The following is a 21,689-nucleotide window of genomic DNA, read 5'->3' as shown; positions in this document are numbered from 1 at the left end:
ATGTCTTTGAAAAAGAATAGCCTGAAGCGTCAGGCGGGATTCACGCTGCTCGAATTAATGGTAGTTATCGTTATTCTCGGTGTGCTGGCCAGTATGGTCGTGCCTAATTTAATGGGCAATAAAGAAAAAGCCGATATTCAGAAAGCGACCAGCGATATTGTGGCGCTGGAAGGTTCGCTGGATATGTACAAGCTCGACAACCATCGCTATCCGACCACCGAGCAGGGGTTGCAGGCGCTGGTGACCAAACCTGAAATTGCGCCCATTCCGAAAGGCTACCGTGACGATGGCTATATTCGCCGCCTGCCGCAGGATCCATGGGGCAATGACTATATTCTGGTCAGCCCGGGTGAGCATGGCGCTGTCGATATTTTCTCAGCCGGTCCGGATGGAGAAGCGAATACTGCCGACGATATCAGCAACTGGTCTTTTGATAAAAAAGATAAGTAATGAATAAGCAACGTGGATTTACCCTGCTGGAAATTATCGTGGCGCTGGTGATATTCGCCCTGAGCGCCATGATGGTGGTCACCACCATTCCATCACGCAGCGGCGCAGATACATTTGGTCAGCAGCTAAAATCCCTCGTTGAATATGGTTCTGACCGCGCGGTAATGGACGGAAATATTGTCGGGCTGGTGATGACCTCGTCAGAATTTGAACTGGTGACACAGGTTGGAAATAACGGCGAACGCCACTGGGCACCGCTAAAGGCGGGACGGATCGCGACCCGCGGCGAGTTTCCTGAGGAGGTGCACGTCTCCCTCTCGCCGCGAACGCTGGCGGCCACGCTGGACGATGAACCGCAAATCATATTTTTACCGGACGGAGAGCTGAGCCGCTTTACGCTCAGTCTTGAAAGCCTGGATAAAAAGCAGCGCTTTCACGTGACGTCACAGGGCTCTGTTCCCGTGGTGGTGGAAAACGATGACTAAACGCAAAACCAAAGATCAGGGGATGACCCTGCTGGAAGTGATGGTGGCGCTGGTGATTTTCTCCACCGCGGCGCTGGCGCTCATGAACTCCGTCACCCTGAACGTGCGCTTTACCCACAGCCTGTCGGAAACACTGCAGGCCGGCTGGGTGGCGGAAAATCAACTGGCGCAAGCGCAGCTTGCTCAGACCGATTTTCCGGATGCCGAGCAGGTGGGAACCGAAACCATGGGCGGACAAACCTGGACCTGGCATATCCAGCGGGTGAAAACCGCCGAAAATACCTTTGCCGATGAGGTACGGGTTTACAGCGAAGGAAGCGATGCGCAACCGGTGGTGGCACTTCAGCTCGACGAACCGGAGGTGGATCGTGAGTAAGGCGCAGCGTCAGCAGGGCTTTACCCTTCTGGAAATCATGATTGCGCTGGCCATCTTCGCGGTGATCAGCATTCTCGCCTGGCAAATTCTCGACGGCGCGATGCGCACCTCGACGGTCAGCGACGAGGCGGCGACAAAAGTGACGGCGCTTCAGCGCACGTACAATCTGCTTTCGCGCGACTTTTATCAGCAGCAGGCGCGCGCGCCGCGCAACAGCGGCGAGGTGTTCGTTCAGCAGCAGAATGGTCTGGAAATGACAACCCTTAACGGCATTAGCGGTCAGGTGCAGCTAGAGCGGGTGAGCTGGACGTTAAAGGACAAGCGCCTGTGGCGCAACGTCTGGGCTGCTATCGACGGCACCGCCAGCGCGCAGCCGGAAGAAGTACCGATTCTGAACGATGTGAAAGCGATGAAATGGCGTTTCTGGCACGAAGGCTGGCAGGAGAAATGGACCGACATCGCCCATCAGCCTGATGGCGTTGAGCTGAATCTGACTATGGAAAACGGCGAAACCTGGCGCTGGGTTTTTATCACTCCCGGCGATATGCCTGAGATCCAGACCGCACCAAAAGAGACGAATGCGGATCCGGCGCAGCCGGCAGCGGAGAATGCGGCGCAGCCCGTAACCAACCCGCAGCCCGATACGGCAGCACAACCAGGAGTGAGTTCATGAGCGATAAACCTGCGCGGAAAGAGCGTGGCGTGGCGCTACTGGTGGTGCTGATCCTGCTGGTAATGATGTCCGCCCTGGCGGCGAAAATCAGTCAGCAGTTCTGCCGCCACCTGCAAAAAACGCATTATCAGGTCAGCCAGCAGACGCTGCGCTGGGCCATTGCCCGTCAACAGAAGGTACTGGAAAACGTATTGCAGAAAGCGGCCAGTTCAGAGGGGGCAGGGCTGTCGCCGCGAGGTGACTGGGCCCAGCCCCTGGAAACCCACGGGGATAATTACACCGTGGTGAGTCAGGTGGAGGATGCCCGGACCTGCTTTAACGTCAATAGTCTGCTGGCCGTTGACGCGGCGCCAGCGGCCCCGGCCGACGCCACTGCGCTGCCGGAAAAACCGGTCAAAGAGCAGATTGTCGAACAGCTGCTGGCAGAAGGCGGCGTCGGTACGCTGGCGGCAGAAGAGATTTACCAGCAACTGGTGGATTATCTTGACGCCGACGACGTGACGGCGAAACAGGGCCAGGAGGCCGATGCCTGGGCGAGCGTGACGCCCGCCCGTGGTCCGGCGAATCAAATGATGCGCACCATCAATGAAATCAGACTGCTGCCCGCCTTTCCGCAGGCCGCATGGCCGAAGGTCAGCAAACTGCTGTGCGCCTTGCCGGATACGGATGGCACCATAAATGTGAATACCTTAACACGAGAACAGTCGCCGCTGCTGGCGGCGGTTTTTACCGGCGTGTTAAACACGGACGATGCTGCCCGCCTGATCGATTCACGCCCGGAAGAGGGCTGGGAGTCGCTGGAGGCATTCAGCAAAGTGCTGGAGAGCAACTATCCGCAGACCAAAGATATCCTGGCGCAGATTCAGGACAGGGTTGCGGTCAACAGTCGTTATTTTCGGGTGGATACCACCGGCAATACCGATGATTTAACGCTGCGCGTCGTCAGCCAGCTTCACGTTGACAGTGAGGCTGGCAAGGTCGTTACCTGGCAACGCCGCTACCGAATGGTTGAATAAGATAAGTAGAAGATGATGAAAAAGGTGCTTTTTATTCGTCCCGATACCCGTGAGGACGGCAAAATTTGGTGGTGTGAATCCGGTAACGATCGGGTGGAATATCTGACGGGCTGGAGCGCACTGAGCGAACTTTCCTGTCATCCGCTTTCTCAGCAGGTGTGCCTTTTGCTGCCGGCGAGCGAGACGATTTTTCGTCATTTTACCCTGCCGAAAAAAGGACTTTCAGCCCAGACGGCGCAGTTCTCGTGGATGGCGGAAGAGACATTGCTCGGCGAGGTGGAGACGCTGCACTGGACGGTGCTGAACAAAAAGGGGCCAGAAGTGGATGCCGTGGCCATCGACGCTGAACGTCTGCGCCACTGGCTTGAGCTGTTCGCTCAGGCGGGGCTCACGGTGGTCCAGGCGCTGCCGGATGCCTGGCTGCTGCCGGTGAGTGAAGGGGGTACTACGCTGGTGAGCCTGGAAGAGAGCTACTGGCTGCGTTTTTCTCCCAGCAGCGCTGGCGAAGCCGATGCGGTCCTGCTGCCGCTGCTGTTGAGTAAATGCCCGACGGGTGAGGTGTGCTGCTATGGCGATGCGCCGCAGGAGGTACAGGTGGATGAGCTGCTGGCGTGGCAGCATCCGCTGGTGCTGATCCAGACCCAGTGGCAGGGCTGTCGTATCAACATGCTGCACGGAGAGTTTTCCGGGCGCAGCGCCAGCGGCCCGCGTTTTCGCCACGCGAAAACGGCCCTCGCTGCGGCGGCGCTGGTTTGCGTCGGCCTGCTGATCGGCCCCCGCGTAGGTATGGCGTTGATGCTCACTCACCAGCAAAACGAGATCCACCGTGAGATGACCACCGTAGCGCAGCACTATTTCCCGACCCTGCGCCAGACCAGCAACCTGAAGTACTACGTCGGGCAGAATATCAGCAAGGCTAAGAAAGGGGTCTTCCTGCAGCTCGAAGCGCTGAATCAAATCAAGCAGTCACTGCCGTCTCTGGAGATCAATAACGTGGAATATGACGAAACGCAAAATCAGCTGACGTTGAATGTGAAATCCATGGATAAACAGACCCTGCAGGATTTTGTCGCCCGCAGCGCCGATACCTTTGAATTTGCGATGCAGCCGATTTCCGGCGAGGCGCCATATACCGCCATTATTACCGGGAGCTATAAATGAAAACGCAAATAGCCCAGTTAAAAAACCGTTGGCAAAATTATAGTCCACGCGAGCGTAATTTATTTAAACTCTGCGGCGGGGCACTCTGCTGTGCGATGGTTTATTACGGCGCGATGATGCCGCTCGATACTCTGATCAAAAATAACGAGGCCGTGTTATTTAAGCAGAAGCAGACGCTGAAGTGGATGCGCCAGGAAATTGATAAAAACCATCTCCAGTCCAGAATAGTCAATACCCCGAATCCGCGCAGCGTGGTGGAAGAAAGTGCCAAAGTCGTGCACGTCGCGTTGACAGACGTGCGTCAGGAAGAGCAGTCGCTAACCTTTGTTGTCGAGCGCGTCAACATTTCTGCCCTGCAAAACTGGCTACGTGAGATGAACGTTTCTTCCGGTATACATCTGGAGAAACTCGCGTTAACGCCGGTGGATCGTCAGAGTGACGTGAAGGCACGCGTTACGCTGAGCTGGGCGAAAAGCGCATGAACCCGCTAATGCTGTTGCAGCAAGCGAATCTGCCGGGACTGTGCGTGATGAGCGGAGCGCTGGGGGCAATCCTCGGCAGTTTCCTGGGCGTAGTCGCGGAGCGTATTCCGCCGCTGGTAATGGAAGAAGAGGGGGCAGGCAATCTGCTGTTTCCCGCCTCTCACTGCCCGAAGTGCCAGCAAGCCCTGAGCGCGTGGGAAAATATTCCCATCATTAGCTGGTGTGCGCTGCGCGGTCGCTGCCGACACTGCAATAGCGCGATTCCGCTGCGGCTGCTGCTGGTGGAAGTCTGTAGCGCTGCCTTTTTCGCCGCCAGCGCCGCGCTGGCACCGTCGTTTTCGGCGCTCATCGCGCTGTGGGTGATGTGGAGTTTTCTGCTGCCGCTGGCGGTGATCGATGCGCGCCATATGCTGCTGCCGGACTGCCTGACCCAGCCGCTGCTGTGGACGGGGCTGATGTTCCATGCCCTGTTCCGGACGCTACCGCTGACCGATGCTATCTTTGGCGCGGTGGCGGGATATCTGTCGCTCTGGCTGGTTTATTGGGCATTCCGCCTGCTGACCGGCCGGGAAGGGTTAGGCTATGGTGATTTTAAGCTGCTGGCTGCGCTAGGCGCGTGGTGCGGATGGCAGGCGTTGCCCTCTATTTTGCTGATCGCGGCGCTGGGGGGCATTATTATGCATTGCCTGTTAAAGCCCTTTGAGAATAAAAATAACCTTATTTCCTTTGGTCCATATATTGCGTTTTCCGGGCTGGCTATATTAATTGCGCAAATTTCGCTTTTTATCATTTAAATAATGTAGTCAAGTTTTTTTTGATGTTTTTTTATTTAGGGAATGAAAGGAAAAATTAAATTCCCCACTGTATTCTCCTCTCCGCAATAAAATATTTGTTGAAGGTTTTATGAGTGGAGGGAAGTACGGCGTACTAATAAGAAGGTCTTTCGTGAACCAGAAGCGTTCATGATTAATTTATCAGTCAATAACGTTCGTCCATGTTTAATGGAAAAGCATGGGTATTTAATTTCACAAATCGTATTATCAGGATCAAATAATGAAATTTCTGAAGCCTAAATATCTGGCACTCTTCGTTGCAGCGGCTGCAAGCCCGGTGTTCGCAGCAGTGCCCGGTAAAGCAACTATCGCCAGTGGTAATGATAAATTTGCCATTGTCGAAGTTGATCAGTCTGCTTCTGCTTACAACAACCTCGTCAAAGTCCATGATGGCGCCGATGTTAAAGTGCAGTGGGACGTCTGGAGCGGCGCGGCGCCGACTTCAGCGAAAGTGCTGCTTGACGGCAAAACCGTCTGGACTGGCGCAGGCAGCATGTCCGGCACGGCTACGTTTAAAGTGAAGAAAGGCGGTCGCTATCAGGAAACGGTTGAGCTCTGCAATGCCAGCGGCTGCAGCACCAGTGCCAGCAAACTGATTATCGTCGCGGATACCGACGGTAGCCATCTGCTGCCACTCAACACCACCATGCAGGAAAATAACAAAACCCTCTCTAAGCACACCGATAAAGTGATGGGGGCCTATTTCCCTGAGTGGGGTGTTTACGACCGTAACTTCCCCGTGGACAAAATTCCGGCGGCTAACCTTAACCACATTCTGTATGGCTTCATTCCAATCTGCGGCGGCGACGGCATCAACGACAGCCTGAAAACCATTGAGGGCGGTAACAGCTTCGAAGCGCTTAAGCGCGCCTGTGCGGGCCGTCAGGACTTCCAGGTGGCGATCCACGACCCGTGGGCCGCACTGCAGAAGCCTCAGGCTGGCGTAAGCGGCTGGGACGATCCCTACAAAGGTAACTTCGGCCAGCTGATGGCAATGAAGAAAGCCAACCCGGGCCTGAAAGTGCTGCCTTCTATCGGTGGCTGGACCCTTTCCGATCCGTTCTTCAAAATGCATGACAAAGCGATCCGCGATCGCTTCGTGGCTTCCGTTAAAGATTTCCTGAAAACCTGGAAATTCTTCGACGGTGTGGATATCGACTGGGAATTCCCGGGCGGCGGCGGTCAGAACGAAACGCTGGGCAACCCGCAGCAGGATAAAGAAACCTATACCGCACTGATGCGCGAACTGCGCGCCATGATGAATGAACTGTCAGCCGAAACCGGCCGTACCTTTGAGCTGACCTCAGCAATCGGTTCAGGCAGCGACAAAATTGAAGACGTTGATTACACCACTGCCCAGCAGTATATGGATCACATCTTCCTGATGAGCTACGACTTCTACGGCGGCTGGAGCAACACCGAGCTGGGTCACCAGGCGGCACTGCGTGCGCCGGCGAACAAACCGGATACTAATTACACCACCGAAAACGGCGTGAATGCACTGCTCGCGCAGGGTGTACAGCCAGGCAAAATTGTCGTGGGGACGGCCATGTATGGTCGCGGCTGGACCGGCGTTCACGGTTACAGCAATAACAACCCGTTCACCGGCACGGCAACGGGCATGGTGAAAGGGACCTGGGAACCGGGCGTGGTTGACTATCGTCAGATCGTTAACGAGTACAAAGGCAAAGCGGGCTGGGAATACAACTATGATGCTACCGCTGAAGCGCCGTATCTGTTTAACAAAACCACCGGCGATCTGATTACCTATGAAGATGCGCGTTCCGCAACGGCGAAAGGTCAGTATGTGCTCGCGAAAAACCTGGGCGGTCTGTTTGCCTGGTCTATCGACTCCGATACCGGAGACATTCTGAACGCGATGAATGAAAGCCTGACAGGCGGTGGCGCTGCGCCGGTTGATCCGGTAGTGACCAACCATGCGCCTGTGGCGACTGCCGCTGACCAGAGCGTAACCGGTCCGGCGACGGTGACCCTGGATGGCTCGGCTTCCACCGATCCGGATGGCGATGCCATCACCTACAAGTGGACGCAGATCTCTGGCCCGTCGGTGACTATCACCAACAGCACCAAAGCGAAAGCGACCTTCAACGTTGCCGCTGTCACCAGTAACCAGACTCTGGCGTTCCGCCTGACGGTTACTGACGCGAAAGGGTTGAGCAGTACTGCTGACGTCCAGGTCGTGAACAAAGCGCCGAAAGCAAACCAGGCACCGGTTGTGAACCAGATGGAAGCCGTGACGCTGGAAGCGGGCCAGAGCTACTCTCTGCACGCTCAGGCTAACGATCCTGATGGCGACGCACTGACCTACTCCTGGAGCGTTCCTGCGAATATGCAGGCGACAGGCGCAGACACCGCGAACCTGAACATCACCGCACCGGACGTGGACACGGAATCAACTTACACGCTGACCGTGGTGGTAAGCGATGGCAAGTCCAGCGTACAGACTAACGTACAGGTGACGGTAACGCCTAAAGCAGCGGAAACGCCGTCTGACGAAGGCAACACCCCATCCGATGAAGGCAACGCGCCGTCTGACGAAGGAAATACCCCATCCGATGAAGGCAACGCGCCATCTGACGAAGGTAACACCCCATCAGATGAAGGCAACACGCCGTCTGACGAAGGTTCTGCCACCAATAGCTGCGATAAGCCTGTTGACGCCAACGCCAGTAAATATGCTGCCTGGAGCGCAAGCAAGGTTTACAACGCGGGGAATACCGTCAGCTTTGACAACCTGGTCTGGAAAGCAAAATACTGGACTCAGGGCAACCAGCCGGGCTTCGGTGTGGATGCATGGGAGCTGGTAAGCCAGGTGAAATTCAACTGGCGCTCCGACGTGGTTTATAACGGCGGCGACACCACTACCTACAACGGTTACACCTACACCGCGAAATGGTGGACGAAGGGTGATAAACCAGGTAGCAGCGATGTATGGGTGAAAAAAGGCCCGGCGACTGACTGCCAGTAAGCCACTGCTATAACGATGCGGGTAAGAAATTTGCCCGCTATTACGGTCCACGTCCCGAGACGGACGTGGGCCGTAAATCAGGAAAAGAGTAATAACCGCGTAAGGAGACAATGAAAAAGAGCCGGACTGAAAATGAAAACGTTATTTTTATTGTTGCTGGTAATAAGCCATAGCGTCTTTGCCAACTGCTGGGATAAAGCCGCCAGTTATTATCATGTGGATCCTTATCTGTTATATGCCATTGCTAATGTTGAATCGGGAATGAATCCCAATGCGATTGGACTGAATCATGATGGCACGCGTGATGTCGGACTGATGCAGATTAACAGTTCACATTTTTCCGATCTGGAGCGAAAAGGCATTAATGAGTACCGATTAATTACCGAGCCCTGCACCTCGATTATGGTTGGCGCATCGATATTATCCGGAATGATTAAAATTTATGGCTATAACTGGGAGGCGGTCGGCGCCTATAACGCGGGCCTGAGAAAAGAGAATTTCGCGCAGCGCATGGTCTATGCCCGCAAGGTCTGGAATAAATATCAGAAGTTAAAACGTAGCACCCGCAACCGTTATTATTATTGATTTTTGTTTTTTGAAGAGTACCGACTGGTGTTCTTCATAAAACGAAACTGCTCCCGGGTTTATTTATTAAATGATTAATAAATAAACCGCGAAAAAATTAACTTTTATTGACCCTTAATATAATTAAGAGGACTATTGACATGAACAAAAGGACATTACTCAGTGTTCTTATCGCGGGCGCATGCGTTGCACCCTTTATGGCTCAGGCAACCCTGCTGCAGGCCAGCAGCGAACCTTACACCGTTAAGGCCAGCGATCTGCAGAAGAAAGAGCAGGAGTTGACCAACTTCCCGCTTATGGCTTCAGTGAAGTCAACCATCCGCACGCTGGACAACAGCCTGGTGGAACAAATTGAGCCGGGGAAATCGACAAACCCGGAAAACGTCAAGCGCGTGGAAGGGATTATCAAGGCCAGCGACTGGGATTACCTCTTCCCACTACGTGCGCCGGAATATACTTACAGCAACTTCCTGAAAGCGGTCGGTAAATTCCCGGCACTGTGCCAGACCTATACCGATGGTCGTAACAGCGATGCCATCTGCCGTAAGTCTCTGGCAACCATGTTTGCGCACTTCGCGCAGGAAACCGGCGGCCACGAGTCGTGGCGTCCGGAAGCCGAGTGGCGACAGGCGCTGGTCTACGTGCGTGAGATGGGCTGGAGCGAAGGTCAGAAGGGCGGCTACAACGGTGAATGTAACCCGGATGTCTGGCAGGGCCAGACCTGGCCGTGCGGTAAAGACAAAGATGGCGATTTCGTTAGCTACTTTGGTCGCGGTGCGAAACAGCTCTCCTATAACTACAACTACGGCCCGTTCTCTGAAGCGATGTACGGCGACGTCCGTGTACTGCTGGACAAACCTGAGCTGGTGGCGGACACCTGGCTGAACCTTGCTTCCGCGATCTTCTTCTTCGCCTACCCGCAGCCGCCAAAACCGAGCATGCTGCAGGTTATCGACGGCACATGGCAGCCGAACGATCACGATAAGGCGAATGGTCTGGTACCAGGCTTCGGCGTGACCACGCAGATCATCAACGGCGGCGTAGAGTGTGGCGGCCCGACTGAGATCGCCCAGTCTCAAAATCGTATCAAATATTACAAAGAGTTCGCCAACTACCTGAAAGTACCAGTTCCTTCTAACGAAGTGCTGGGCTGCGCCAACATGAAACAGTTCGACGAAGGCGGTGCCGGCGCGCTGAAGATCTACTGGGAACAGGACTGGGGATGGAGCGCGGATACTCCGTCAGGCCAGACCTACTCTTGCCAGCTGGTGGGTTACCAGACGCCATTCAGCGCCTTTAAAGAGGGGGACTACACCAAATGCGTGAAGCATTACTTCAATGTGAACGTGGTGGGTGAAGACGGGACTTCCGACGGCGGTAACGTCACGCCAACCCCGACGCCAACCCCGACGCCAACACCGACCCCTGTCGACCCAACGGACGAAGGCAACACCACGCCGGTGCCAGACGATAATACGCCAGCGTCTGTAAACCATGCGCCGGTAGCAAAAATCTCCGGCCCGGTGGGGGCGGTTGAAGCGGGTAAATCAGTTTCTCTGAACGCGTCTGGCTCGACTGACGAAGACGGTAACCACCTGACTTATACCTGGACGGCTCCGAACGGCCAGACCGTAAGCGGCGAAGATAAAGCGATTATTACCTTCAATGCGCCAGACGTGGCCGCGGCGACGCAGTATCAGATCAACCTTACCGTCAGTGACGGCGAGCTGAGCAGCAGCACCAGCTATACGCTGAACGTACAGCCTAAACAGGCCAGCGGCGGCCAGACCGGGACTTACCCGACCTGGACGTCCAAAACCAAATGGAAAGCAGGCGATATCGTTAACAACCGCGGCCAGCTGTTCCAGTGCAAACCTTACCCGTACAGCGGCTGGTGCAATAACGCGCCATCCTACTACGAGCCTGGTAAAGGGATTGCATGGCAGGACGCGTGGACTGCGCTGTAATCAGCAAAATGACAAACGGCAACCTTCGGGTTGCCGCTTTTTTCATCGTAAAAATGTCGGGCCCCATCTACCGAGGAAGCTTCCCGTGATCCCGCAGCCATGCCGCGGTGCGCATAATCCCCTCATCCAGCGTCACAACCGGTTTATAACCCAGTTCACTCTCCGCTCGCGAAATATCCAGCGTGAAGTCAAAGTTAAGTTTAGAGACGCCGTAATGCGTCAGCGCAGGCTCTTTGGCTGATTTACTGCCAAAGCGCTCCATGCTGCGGGCAATCATATCCAGCATTGGATAGGGAACAGAACGGATACGGCAGTCGATCTGCAGCTCGTCAATTAAGCGCTGCACAATGCTGCGCAGCGTGCAGGGTTCGCCGTTGGTGATGTTGTAGGCGCGACCGGAGGTAAGCTTATCGCAGTCCGGCTGGCTGGCCAGCCACATGGCGTGAACGGCATTTTCGTAATAGGTCATATCGACCAGCGCATCGCCGCCGCGCGGCAGCAGCACGCTGCCGTAGTGGTGCATCATCTGCGCCAGACGCGGAATAAACACCTTGTCGTGCGGCCCGAACAGGCTCTGCGGACGCAGGACCGTAAAGCGGGTATGCGGGTTTGACTGCGCCAGCAGGTCGATGACCTCTTCGCTGGCCGCCTTGCTGCGGGCAAACTCGCAGGCAAAGCGAGCAGGGCGGAAATCTTCCTGCACGTCACGATGGTGGTGATAGTCGAAATAGAGTGACGGTGACGAGATATGAATAAAGTTACGCACGCCCCAGGCAACGGCCCATTCACCCAGACGGCGGGTAGCCCGCACGTTGGCGAGATCGAAGGCTTCCTGGGTTCCCCACGGGGAGGTAAAACTGGAGCAGTGCCACAGCGTGTCGATACCGGCGAGCATCACTTTCGCCTGCGAGGAGACCAGCTCCGTCAGGTCGGCATGGACGAACTCTGCGCCCATTTTTTGCAGCAGTTTTCCCATCGCTTCGTTGCGACCGGTAGCCCTGACGCTGATGCCCTTGTTGCGCAGAAATTCGACCGCATTTCGGCCTAAGCCGCTGGTCGCCCCGGTAACCAGTACCTTCATATCAATCCACTGTGTTGAAAAGAATTTCGTGCGCATTCTTTCGTGAATTACGGCGCTATGCAATGGGAAAGGTGAAAGAAAGAGAGTTTTATTTAGATCTTTTCCGTCTTTTGTTCTGCCAGTTGCGCAATGCGTTTCGCCATCCCACGGAAGATAAACAGGTGGGCAGGGATCATCAACAGCCAGTAGAACAGACCCGGCATTCCGTGCGGATGCCACCAGGCGCGCACGTCCAGTTCACGATAATCCCCTTTGTCTTTCAGGGTAAAGCAGAGTCGACCCAGCCCCGGGGCTTTCATGCCGAACAGCAGCGCCAGCTGTTTTTCCGGCTCGACGATGATCACCTTCCAGCTATCTACCGTGTCACCCACCGCAAGATACGGGTTTGCCGGGCGGCCTTTTTCCAGCCGGTGGCCCACCAGCAGGTCCATCGCCCCGCGCGTTTGCCAGAGGATATTACCGAAGAAATACCGTTCTTTGCCGCCAATCTGGTTCACCACTTCCCACAGCGCGGCCAGGCTGGCGCGGGTTTTCACCGTGCAGCCCGCCTGTTTCGGGTAATAGCCGTACTCCGGGCGCCAGCGGGCAAACGCCTGAGCGTCGTAACCCCAGTCGCTGGAGTTCACCAGCTGTTCTTCTTCTTTCAGCGTCTTGCGCACGGCATCGTCAAAGCGGATCAGCTCCTGGGGAATTAAGGCGCGCAGCTCGCGATCGTCCGCCAGTAAATCGTGCTTCAGCCCCTGGATAAGCGCTTTGGCGGTCGTCGGCGGCACGGAGGTGATCACATTCAAAAACCACACCGAAATCCAGCGGGTCGGGAAGGGGATGGGGATCAGCCAGCGGCGGCGTCCGCTGACGTGCATGAAGTGTTCGAACTGCTCCTGATAGCTCAGCACTTCCGGGCCTGCCGCCTCCAGCACGCGGTGCTGCTCCGCCGGGCGATCCAGCAGGGCCACCAGATAATGCAGCAGGTTCTCCAGCGCAATCGGCGTGGTGCGCGAGCGTACCCAGCGCGGCGGCGTGAGTACGGGCAGGTTGTAGACCATATCGCGCATGACTTCGAAGGCGGCGGAGCCTGCGCCAACGATGATCCCGGCGCGCAGTTCGGTGACGGGAATATTGGCGCCGCGCAGGGTCTCAGCCGTCAGCTGGCGGGCACGCAGATGATCGGATTGCTCATGCTCGGGAGCCTGAAGCGAGCTTAAAAAAATCACCTGCTTAACCGGGGTTTGCAGTAGCGCATCGCGAACGTTCATCGCCACCTGCCGCTCGTGGGCGATGAAATCCCCGCCTTCGCCCATGCTGTGCACCAGGTAGTAAAGCGTGTCGACCCCTTCCAGCAGGGCGGGAAGTTCCTTCGGCCAGTTGAGGTCAACGCTGTGGCAGGTAACGCCAGGCAAACCGAGTTTTTGCAGGCGTTCGGTGTTGCGTGCCGCAGCCAGCACCTGATGTCCCTGCTGGCTTAACGCCGCGGTGAGATGCTGACCGATATACCCGCTGGCGCCGAGCACCAGAATGCGTTGCGGCACGTGATGCTCCTTATCGCTGTAAAAACGCCTGCCAGTGTTTCACCACGTCCGCCAGCTGTTCGCGGCTCACGTCGAGATGCATGACCAGGCGCACGACAGGTGAGGCGTTGATCAGCACGCCACGTGATTTCATAAATTCGCCAAGCGCAGCGGCGCGATCCTCGCCCACGCGGACGAACAGCATGTTGGTGTCGTGGCGCATCACGTCGGCGCCAATCTCGCGCAGCTGCGCCGCCATCCACGCGGCGTTGTCGTGATCGTCCTTCAGACGCGCCACGTTGTTTTTCAGGGCATACAGCCCGGCAGCCGCCAGAATACCCGCCTGACGCATCCCGCCGCCGGTCATTTTGCGCCAGCGGTTGGCGCGCTTGACGTAGTCCGTATTGCCAACCAGCAGTGAACCTACAGGCGTGCCCAGTCCTTTTGACAGGCAGATGGTGAACGAGTCGCAGTATTGCGTAATCTCTTTCAGCTCGCAGCCATACTCCACTACGGCGTTAAAGATACGCGCGCCGTCCACGTGCAGGCCGAGTTTACGCTCGCGGGTAAATTCCCACGCCGCCTTCAGGTACTCGCGCGGCAGCACTTTGCCGTTGTGGGTGTTTTCGAGGCTGAGCAATTTGGTACGGGCGAAATGAATATCGTCGGCTTTGATTTTCGCCGCGACCTTATCGAGCGGCAGGGAGCCGTCCGGCGCGGCGTCAATCGGCTGCGGCTGAATGCTGCCGAGCACGGCCGCACCGCCGGCTTCGTAGAGATAGTTATGCGCACCCTGGCCGACGATATACTCTTCACCTCGCTCGCAGTGGCTGAGCAGCGCGACCAGGTTCGCCTGTGTGCCTGTCGGCATAAACAGGGCGGCCTCCTTGCCGCTCAGTTCTGCCGCATAGCGCTGCAGTTCGTTTACCGTCGGATCGTCACCGTAGACGTCGTCCCCGACCGGAGCGGCCATCATCTCTTCGAGCATGGCCCGACTCGGGCGGGTAACGGTATCACTGCGTAAATCAATCATTTCACATCCCTTTAATTTAAGAGGTCATGTGAAATGTTTTACCTGAGCCAGTTGGTTTTTGCCAGTTCGATCACCTCGTCGCCTCGGCCGCTGATGATTGCGCGCAGCATGTACAGGCTAAAGCCTTTGGCCTGCTCAAGCTTGATCTGCGGCGGGATCGCCAGCTCTTCTTTGGCGACGACGACATCCACCAGCACCGGGCCGTCGATGGAGAAGGCGCGCTGCAGGGCTTCATCCACCTCGGAGGCTTTCTCCACGCGAATACCGGTGATGCCGCAGGCCTCGGCGATGCGCGCGAAGTTGGTGTCGTGCAGCTCGGTACCGTCCGTGAGATAGCCTCCGGCCTTCATTTCCATCGCCACGAAGCCCAGCACGCTGTTGTTAAACACCACGATTTTTAGCGGGAGCTTCATCTGTACTACCGACAGGAAATCCCCCATCAGCATGCTGAACCCGCCGTCGCCGCACATCGCCACCACCTGACGCTCCGGCGCCGTGGCTTTTGCGCCCAGCGCCTGCGGCATGGCGTTGGCCATCGAGCCGTGGTTAAACGAGCCGAGCAGGCGACGTTTGCCGTTCATCTTCAGATAGCGTGCCGCCCAGACGGTTGGCGTGCCCACGTCGCAGGTAAAAATGGCGTCTTCGTCCGCGAAATGACTGATCTGCTGCGCCAGGTACTGCGGGTGAATGGCTTTGTCGCTCGGTTTGGCGAGATCGTCCAGCCCCTTGCGGGCATCGCGATAGTCGCTTAGCGCCTTATCAAGGAACTTGCGATCGGTTTTCTCTTCCAGCAGCGGCAGCAGGGCGGAAAGGGTGGATTTGATATCGCCCACCAGCGCCATATCGACCTTGCTGTGCGCGCCGATACTGGCAGGGTTGATATCAATCTGAATGATTTTGGCATCCGTCGGGTAGAACGCGCGATACGGGAACTGGGTACCAAGCAGGATCAGCGTGTCGGCGTTCATCATGGTGTGGAAGCCTGAAGAAAAACCGATCAGTCCGGTCATGCCAACATCGTAGGGGTTGTCGTACTCGACGTGCTCTTTGCCGCGCAGGGCGTGGACAATCGGGGATTTCAGCTTTCCGGCAAATTCCAGCAGCTCCTTGTGCGCGCCAGCGCAGCCGCTGCCGCACATCAGGGCGATATTGCTGGAGTAACGCAGCAGCTGCGCCAGCTTTTTCAGCTCCTCTTCTGCTGGCGTGACGACGGGCTGCGGGGCGTGATACCAGTGGGTGCTTGCCCCTTCTGGCGCAGCCTTGAGGGCCACATCGCCCGGAATAACGACCACAGAAACGCCGCGATTCAGCACGGCTTTACGCATGGCGATCGCCAGCACCTGAGGGATCTGCTCCGGGGATGAAACCAGTTCGCAATAGTGGCTGCATTCACGGAACAGCTCCTGCGGATGCGTCTCCTGAAAATAGCCGCTGCCGATTTCGGACGAGGGGATGTGGGCGGCAATCGCCAGCACCGGCACGTGATTGCGGTGACAGTCGAAGAGACCGTTGATCAGATGAAGGTTACCCGGCCCGCAGGATCCGGCGCAGACGGCCAGTTCACCCGTAAGCTGCGCTTCAGCGCCTGCGGCGAAGGCGGCAACCTCTTCATGGCGGGTCGGCATCCATTCGATGGTCTTCATCTTGTTAAGGCTGTCGCTGAGTCCGTTCAGGGAGTCGCCGGTGACGCCCCAGATACGTTTTACGCCAGCCTGTTCGAGCGTTTTCGCTATATATGCAGCCACGGTTTGTTTCATGGTTGTCCGTCTCCTTTTTGTGATAACGCTTACAAGCTTAGAAGAAAGTCTCCGTATTGCCCGTCGTATCCCCACAATTAAAAGGTGCTTTTCACGCGCAATTATTCGGCATAATCTGGCAGTGTCTCAGTTAAAACAGGAATAATTTCAAATGGTTAAATCATTGTTAATTGCTGTTAATGAAAAGCTATCGTGCGACGATCTTGGCAAACTCTTGTTACGACTTGCCGTCGGCGGGCTGATGCTTTTTCACGGTTTGCACAAGCTTTTTGGCGGCGTGGGGTTTATCAGCGGCATGCTGGTGGAAAAAGGGCTGCCGGGATTTATCGCCTACGGCGTGTTGGTTGGCGAAGTCGTGGCGCCGATCCTGATTATTGTCGGGTTGTTTACGCGGCCGGCCGCGCTGGTACTGGCGTTTACGATGATTGTGGCGTGGCTGATGGTGGGAATGGGTGAAACGTTCGCCCTTGATAAGGTTGGGGCATGGGCGATTGAAAGCCTGGTGTACTTCTTTATCGGCTCGCTGGCTGTCGCGTTTTTAGGGGCAGGGCGGTTTGCGCTGGGTAAAGCGCCCGCGTGGCGGTAAAATTGTTGGTCGGGTAAACGCAGTACCGCCCGGCAAAAAAGCCCGGTGGCGCTGACGCTTACCGGGCCTACGAACGAACGTTTATCGTTTATGCGAGGATCAAATCCCCCTGCGGATGGCACGAGCACGCCAGCACGTAACCCTCGGCAATTTCCGCGTCGGACAGCGTCATGGTGCTGGTGACGGTGTACTCACCGGAAACCACTTTGGTTTTACAGCAGCCACACACGCCAGCACGACAGGCAGCCGCTACCGGCACCTTGTTGCTTTCCAGCGCCTCCAGCAGCGTGGTCCCCACGCGGCCAAAGAAGGTCTGGGCAGGCTGCAGTTTGGTGAACCTAACGCCGCTGCTTGCCGCTTCCGCCACCGGCGTGAAGAACTGCTCTTTGAAGAAGCGGGTTACGCCAAGCGCTTTCACTTCTTCTTCCACGATAGCCATGTACGGCGCCGGGCCGCAGGTCATCACCGTTCGGTTCGCAACATCCGGCACGCTTTGCAGCAGCTCGCGGCTCAGGCGACCGGGCACAAAACCGTGGGTCGCGTTGTGCTCAGCCACCAGCGTCACCGGGTATTCACGCCACTCCTCGGCAAAAATCACATCTTCCGGGGAACGGACGCTGAAGATCGTCTGCACGTCGGCCTGGGGGCGGTTCTTCGCCAGCCAGCGGCGCATTGACATAATCGGCGTTACGCCACAGCCCGCCGCCAGCAGCAGGAATTTATCGTCAGCTTTGTCGTCACAGGTGAATTCCCCCTGCGCGTCGGACAGCCAGATGTAATCCCCGCGCTTCACGTCCTGCGTCAGCCACTGGGAGCCCGCGCCGTCGTCAATGCGGCGGACGGTGAGCGTAATGTATTCGCTCACGCCCGGCGTCGAGGAGATCGTGTAGGCGCGCAGGGTGTCCGCCGAATTGCGAATGCTGACCAGCGCATACTGGCCTGCACGATATGGATAGTAGTCATGGCACAGCAGCGACAGCGTCCACACATCCGGCGTCTCCTGACGGATGTGATGAACCTGCATCCGCCACGGGCATTGTGAGGTTGGCATGGTCATGAATAACTCCTTACGCGCTCAGCAGCTGCTTCATATCGTCTTCAACGTTGGTCACGGAACGCAGGCCGAATTTCTCGTTCAGCACGGCCAGCAGGTCCGGCGTCAGGAAGCCTGGCGCGGTCGGTCCGGTCACGATGTTGGTGACGCCAAGAGAGAGCAGGGTCAGCAGGATGACAATCGCTTTCTGCTCGAACCATGACAGCACCAGAGACAGCGGCAGGTCGTTCACGCCGCAGCCCAGTTTCTCCGCCAGGGTGACCGCCAGAATGATGGCCGAGTAAGCATCGTTACACTGGCCCGCATCGATCAGGCGCGGCAGACCTTCGATGTCGCCGAAGTCCAGCTTGTTGAAACGGTATTTGCCGCATGCCAGGGTCAGGATCAGGCAGTCTTCCGGCACGCGGGTGGCGAAATCGGTGAAGTAGTTACGCTCGCCGCGCGCGCCGTCGCAGCCGCCGACGAGGAAGATGTGGCGCAGCTTTTCACGGCTGACGAGGTCAATCAGCGAATCGGCGGCACCCAGCAGGGTTTCACGACCGAAGCCGACGGTAATAAGGTGCGGAATTTCGCTGTACGGGAAGCCCGCCATCTGCTGCGCCTGGGCGATAACCGGACCGAAATCGTCACCTTCAAGATGGCTCACGCCCGGCCAGCCGACGATGCTGCGGGTCCAGATGCGGTCATCGTACGCGCCGACGGTCGGGTCGATGATGCAGTTAGAGGTCATCACGATAGGGCCAGGGAAGCGGGCGAACTCCACCTGCTGGTTCTGCCAGCCGCTGCCGTAGTTACCGATGAGATGCTTAAATTTACGCAGCTCCGGGTAGCCGTGCGCGGGCAGCATTTCACCGTGGGTATAAACGTTAACGCCGGTGCCTTCGGTTTGCTTCAGCAGGTTGTAGAGATCTTTCAGGTCGTGACCGGAAATCAGGATGCACTTGCCTTCGGTAGCCTTGACGTTGACCTGCGTTGGCGTCGGGTGGCCGTAGGTGCTGGTTTCACCGGCGTCCAGAATGCTCATCACCCTGAAGTTCATCTGGCCGATTTCCATTGAGCACTCAAGCAGGGCATTCATATCGGCAGGCCAGGTGCCCAGCCACGCCATGATTTTGTGGTACTGCGCATAAATCTCATTGTTGTACTGACCCAGAACGTGCGCGTGCTCCATATACGCCGCAGCGCCTTTCAGGCCGTACAGGCACAGCAGGCGCAGGCCGAGAATGTTTTCCCCAATCGCCGCTTTGTCTTTGTTCGGGGTGAATTCTGCCGCCTGGCGCTGGAGGTCGCCCAAATCGTTACTGACCAACTGAAGTTCTGACATCGGGTTTTCCACGCGGGCGCTGACGTCCGCCTTCAGGCACTGTGCCTTCAGCGCTTCACGCAGGGCAATCGCTTCGCGGGCGTAGCCGACAATGCGCGGAGAGTCGAAGTTAACGTTGGTCAGCGTGGAGAAAAACGCGCGCGGGGCGAAGCTGTCGACGTAGTGGTCGACTATGCCGTATTCGCGGGCTTTGAACGCCCAGGCGGAAAGGCCTTGCAGAGCCGCAATCAGCAGGTCCTGCAGGTCAGATGTTTCTGCGGTTTTGCCGCACATACCCTGTGCGTAGGAGCAGCCGTTGCCTGCCGGGGTACGGATGGTTTGTTCACATTGCACACAAAACATAATCACACCTGTTAAAGTTATATTTGATATACATGTTTAAGGTTATGCTCGTGCCTGAACGGTGGAAAGGGCTTTCTGCTACAAAATAGAGGGAGATTGATTTAGCGCAATTTTGGCGGCAGGAAACCTACCGCCAAAGAAGTATCAGGCCGAGAAAAAGGCCATCAGAACCGGAACCAGCAGGCTTAAAATGAAGCCGTGAACGATAGCCGCGGGCACCATCTCCAGCCCCCCGGAGCGTTGTAATACCGGCAGGGTAAAGTCCATCGACGTCGCACCGCACAGGCCCAGCGCGGTAGAACGACTGCGGCGAACCAGGCTCGGGATCAGCATGATGGCGATCAGCTCTCGCGCCAGATCGTTAAAGAAGGCAGCGCTGCCGATCACCGGGCCGAATGATTCAGTAAGCAGAATACCGGAGAGGGAGTACCAGCCAAAACCTGACGCCATCGCCAGGCCGGTTTTCAGCGGCAGATCGAGAATAAAGGCGTTAATGACGCCCGCCACCATGGAACTGGCAACAACAATGACGGCAACCATCATTCCCCGACGGTTGAGGACAATTTGCTTCAGGGTCATGCCATTATTTCGCAGCTGTATACCAATCAGGAACAGCAGGAAGATCAGCGTATATTCGCTGGCCTCTGTCGCGTGCTGTAAAAAAGCCCAACCGGTCAGCCCAAGAAGAAAACCGAGCACCACGACGCCGCATAATTTTAATGATTCAAGCGCCATTGCAATTCGTGAAGGAAGCTTTTCCTGATGATGGTGATTTTTCCATGGAATAGTGCGTTCCAGCCACAGCAGCGCGGCAATATTGCACAGCAAAATAACGACTACGGTGACGACAGAATAATGGAGAATTGAGAGTAAATTCGCTGACAGGTTGTCCAGAAATGCCAGGCTAATCCCCATAAAGAAAAGAATCACGTAGACAATCCAGCTCAGGAATCGATTAATGAGCCTTAATGCGGATTCACGATGGAGCGGAATAAGATAGCCCACGATCAAGGGCAACAAAATGATGAGGAGTCCTGAAAACATGAACAGCCGGTCCTTTTTGAGTATCGGTTAAGCGCCAGTGACACTACCCAATAAAGGCTGTTCAGTAAAGCGACAAAAGAAAGCCGGGTAGCGGCTACGCCTTACCCGGCCTACAAGTGCACTCTCACGTAGGTCGGGTAAGCGTTAGCGCCACCCGACACCGCGAGCAATTAATCGCGTTTTTCCAGCAGGGTGCGGTACAGCACGCCGCCCAGGATACCACCGATAATTGGCATCACCCAGAACAGCCACAGCTGCTCAAGCGCCCAGCCGCCCTGGAAGATGGCGACGGCGGTACTGCGTGCCGGGTTAACGGAGGTGTTGGTGACCGGAATAGAAATCAGGTGGATAAGCGTCAGAGCCAGACCAATGGCAATCGGGGCAAAACCAGCTGGCGCATGTTTGTCGGTTGCGCCGTGGATCACCAGCAGGAAGCCGGCGGTCAGCACAATTTCAATCACGATGGCAGACAACATGGAGTAGCCGCCCGGAGAATGCTCGCCGAAGCCGTTAGAGGCAAAGCCGCTGGCCGCCGCGTCGAACCCGGCTTTACCGCTGGCAATCACGTACAAAACGCCAGCCGCAATAATACCGCCAACCACCTGCGCCACAATATAACCAATTACCTCTTTCGCCGGAAAACGACCGCCGGCCCATAAACCTAATGTCACGGCCGGGTTAAAATGACCGCCGGAAATATGCCCCACGGCAAACGCCATGGTTAATACGGTTAAACCAAAAGCCAGCGCGACGCCGACAAAACCAATACCTAATTCCGGGAATGCTGCTGCCAGAACGGCACTACCGCAGCCACCAAATACCAGCCAGAATGTACCAAAGCATTCTGCTGCCAATTTTCTAAACATAACCACCTCAAAAATTTTCCGCACGCTTTCCCGCGCGCGGGATATATCGCCATAAAGGGATGACGACTCGAAGAGCC

The 21,689-nt window shown here is 56.5% G+C and carries 20 protein-coding genes; 12 read left to right on the top strand and 8 right to left on the bottom strand.

Going from position 1 to position 21,689, the window contains the following annotated elements; genetic code table 11:
* The 11 genes from gspG (at nt 1) to UR504_RS04480 (ending at nt 11,017) form a co-directional block, all read left to right on the top strand.
* Nucleotides 1-450: a type II secretion system major pseudopilin GspG gene (gspG, locus tag UR504_RS04530; RefSeq protein ID WP_111963893.1), complete on the top strand. Its 450-nt coding sequence runs from the start codon at nt 1-3 to the stop codon at nt 448-450.
* On the top strand, nt 450-935 hold the full coding sequence (gspH, locus tag UR504_RS04525) for a type II secretion system minor pseudopilin GspH (protein ID WP_115874604.1): 486 nt from the start codon (nt 450-452) through the stop codon (nt 933-935). The genes gspG and gspH overlap by 1 nt, the downstream gene beginning before the upstream one ends.
* Entirely contained in the window at nt 928-1,311 is a 384-nt protein-coding gene (gspI, locus tag UR504_RS04520) for a type II secretion system minor pseudopilin GspI (protein ID WP_115874605.1), read from the top strand. The genes gspH and gspI overlap by 8 nt, the downstream gene beginning before the upstream one ends.
* Entirely contained in the window at nt 1,304-1,984 is a 681-nt protein-coding gene (gene gspJ, locus UR504_RS04515; RefSeq protein ID WP_302234649.1) for a type II secretion system minor pseudopilin GspJ, read from the top strand. Before gspI ends, gspJ begins: the two co-directional genes overlap by 8 nt.
* The gene (gspK, locus tag UR504_RS04510; protein ID WP_302234650.1) at nt 1,981-3,000 is read left to right on the top strand and encodes a type II secretion system minor pseudopilin GspK; all 1,020 of its coding nucleotides are present in this window, start codon (nt 1,981-1,983) and stop codon (nt 2,998-3,000) included. Before gspJ ends, gspK begins: the two co-directional genes overlap by 4 nt.
* Before the next feature lie 15 nt (nt 3,001-3,015).
* Nucleotides 3,016-4,161, top strand: a complete 1,146-nt coding sequence (gene gspL, locus UR504_RS04505; RefSeq protein ID WP_271367685.1) for a type II secretion system protein GspL — start codon at nt 3,016-3,018, stop codon at nt 4,159-4,161.
* Nucleotides 4,158-4,643: a type II secretion system protein M gene (locus tag UR504_RS04500; RefSeq protein ID WP_302234651.1), complete on the top strand. Its 486-nt coding sequence runs from the start codon at nt 4,158-4,160 to the stop codon at nt 4,641-4,643. The genes gspL and UR504_RS04500 overlap by 4 nt, the downstream gene beginning before the upstream one ends.
* Complete coding sequence (locus tag UR504_RS04495; RefSeq protein WP_302234652.1) at nt 4,640-5,437, top strand: prepilin peptidase; 798 nt, start codon at nt 4,640-4,642, stop codon at nt 5,435-5,437. The genes UR504_RS04500 and UR504_RS04495 overlap by 4 nt, the downstream gene beginning before the upstream one ends.
* Nucleotides 5,438-5,696: 259 nt before the next feature.
* Nucleotides 5,697-8,465: a glycosyl hydrolase family 18 protein gene (locus tag UR504_RS04490; protein ID WP_302234653.1), complete on the top strand. Its 2,769-nt coding sequence runs from the start codon at nt 5,697-5,699 to the stop codon at nt 8,463-8,465.
* A gap of 132 nt (nt 8,466-8,597) precedes the next feature.
* Nucleotides 8,598-9,050, top strand: a complete 453-nt coding sequence (gene iagB, locus UR504_RS04485; RefSeq protein WP_302234654.1) for a type III secretion system invasion protein IagB — start codon at nt 8,598-8,600, stop codon at nt 9,048-9,050.
* Between the two features lie 140 nt (nt 9,051-9,190).
* Nucleotides 9,191-11,017, top strand: a complete 1,827-nt coding sequence (locus tag UR504_RS04480) for a glycoside hydrolase family 19 protein (protein ID WP_320739376.1) — start codon at nt 9,191-9,193, stop codon at nt 11,015-11,017.
* Between the two features lie 67 nt (nt 11,018-11,084).
* On the opposite strand, the gene UR504_RS04475 is transcribed toward UR504_RS04480, so the two are convergent.
* The 4 genes from UR504_RS04475 to poxB form a co-directional block, all read right to left on the bottom strand.
* A complete protein-coding gene (locus UR504_RS04475; protein WP_320739374.1) occupies nt 11,085-12,098 on the bottom strand; it encodes an NAD(P)-dependent oxidoreductase in 1,014 nt (337 codons plus the stop codon).
* Nucleotides 12,099-12,190: 92 nt separating this feature from the next.
* A complete protein-coding gene (locus UR504_RS04470) occupies nt 12,191-13,627 on the bottom strand; it encodes an SDR family oxidoreductase (protein ID WP_320739372.1) in 1,437 nt (478 codons plus the stop codon).
* A 10-nt stretch (nt 13,628-13,637) separates the two neighbouring features.
* A complete protein-coding gene (gene ltaE / locus UR504_RS04465; RefSeq protein ID WP_274242450.1) occupies nt 13,638-14,639 on the bottom strand; it encodes a low-specificity L-threonine aldolase in 1,002 nt (333 codons plus the stop codon).
* 38 nt (nt 14,640-14,677) lie between these two features.
* Nucleotides 14,678-16,396: a ubiquinone-dependent pyruvate dehydrogenase gene (gene poxB / locus UR504_RS04460; protein WP_320739371.1), complete on the bottom strand. Its 1,719-nt coding sequence runs from the start codon at nt 16,394-16,396 to the stop codon at nt 14,678-14,680.
* Between the two features lie 151 nt (nt 16,397-16,547).
* Here poxB and UR504_RS04455 point away from each other — a divergent pair, with 151 nt between their 5' ends.
* On the top strand, nt 16,548-16,982 hold the full coding sequence (locus UR504_RS04455; protein ID WP_115874615.1) for a DoxX family protein: 435 nt from the start codon (nt 16,548-16,550) through the stop codon (nt 16,980-16,982).
* Nucleotides 16,983-17,070: 88 nt separating this feature from the next.
* On the opposite strand, the gene hcr is transcribed toward UR504_RS04455, so the two are convergent.
* The 4 genes from hcr to aqpZ form a co-directional block, all read right to left on the bottom strand.
* The gene (hcr, locus tag UR504_RS04450; RefSeq protein WP_127730233.1) at nt 17,071-18,039 is read right to left on the bottom strand and encodes an NADH oxidoreductase; all 969 of its coding nucleotides are present in this window, start codon (nt 18,037-18,039) and stop codon (nt 17,071-17,073) included.
* A 10-nt stretch (nt 18,040-18,049) separates the two neighbouring features.
* Complete coding sequence (gene hcp, locus UR504_RS04445; RefSeq protein WP_320739370.1) at nt 18,050-19,702, bottom strand: hydroxylamine reductase; 1,653 nt, start codon at nt 19,700-19,702, stop codon at nt 18,050-18,052.
* Nucleotides 19,703-19,846: 144 nt separating this feature from the next.
* On the bottom strand, nt 19,847-20,746 hold the full coding sequence (locus UR504_RS04440) for a lysine exporter LysO family protein (RefSeq protein WP_274242453.1): 900 nt from the start codon (nt 20,744-20,746) through the stop codon (nt 19,847-19,849).
* A gap of 170 nt (nt 20,747-20,916) precedes the next feature.
* Entirely contained in the window at nt 20,917-21,612 is a 696-nt protein-coding gene (gene aqpZ, locus UR504_RS04435; protein ID WP_008499998.1) for an aquaporin Z, read from the bottom strand.
* Between the last annotated feature and the right edge of the window lie 77 nt (nt 21,613-21,689).

The sequence above is a fragment of the Enterobacter sp. 241F3 genome, from assembly GCF_034106785.1.
Classification (GTDB): Bacteria; Pseudomonadota; Gammaproteobacteria; order Enterobacterales; family Enterobacteriaceae; genus Enterobacter; species Enterobacter vonholyi.
This window is presented reverse-complemented; position numbering and strand designations above follow the sequence as displayed.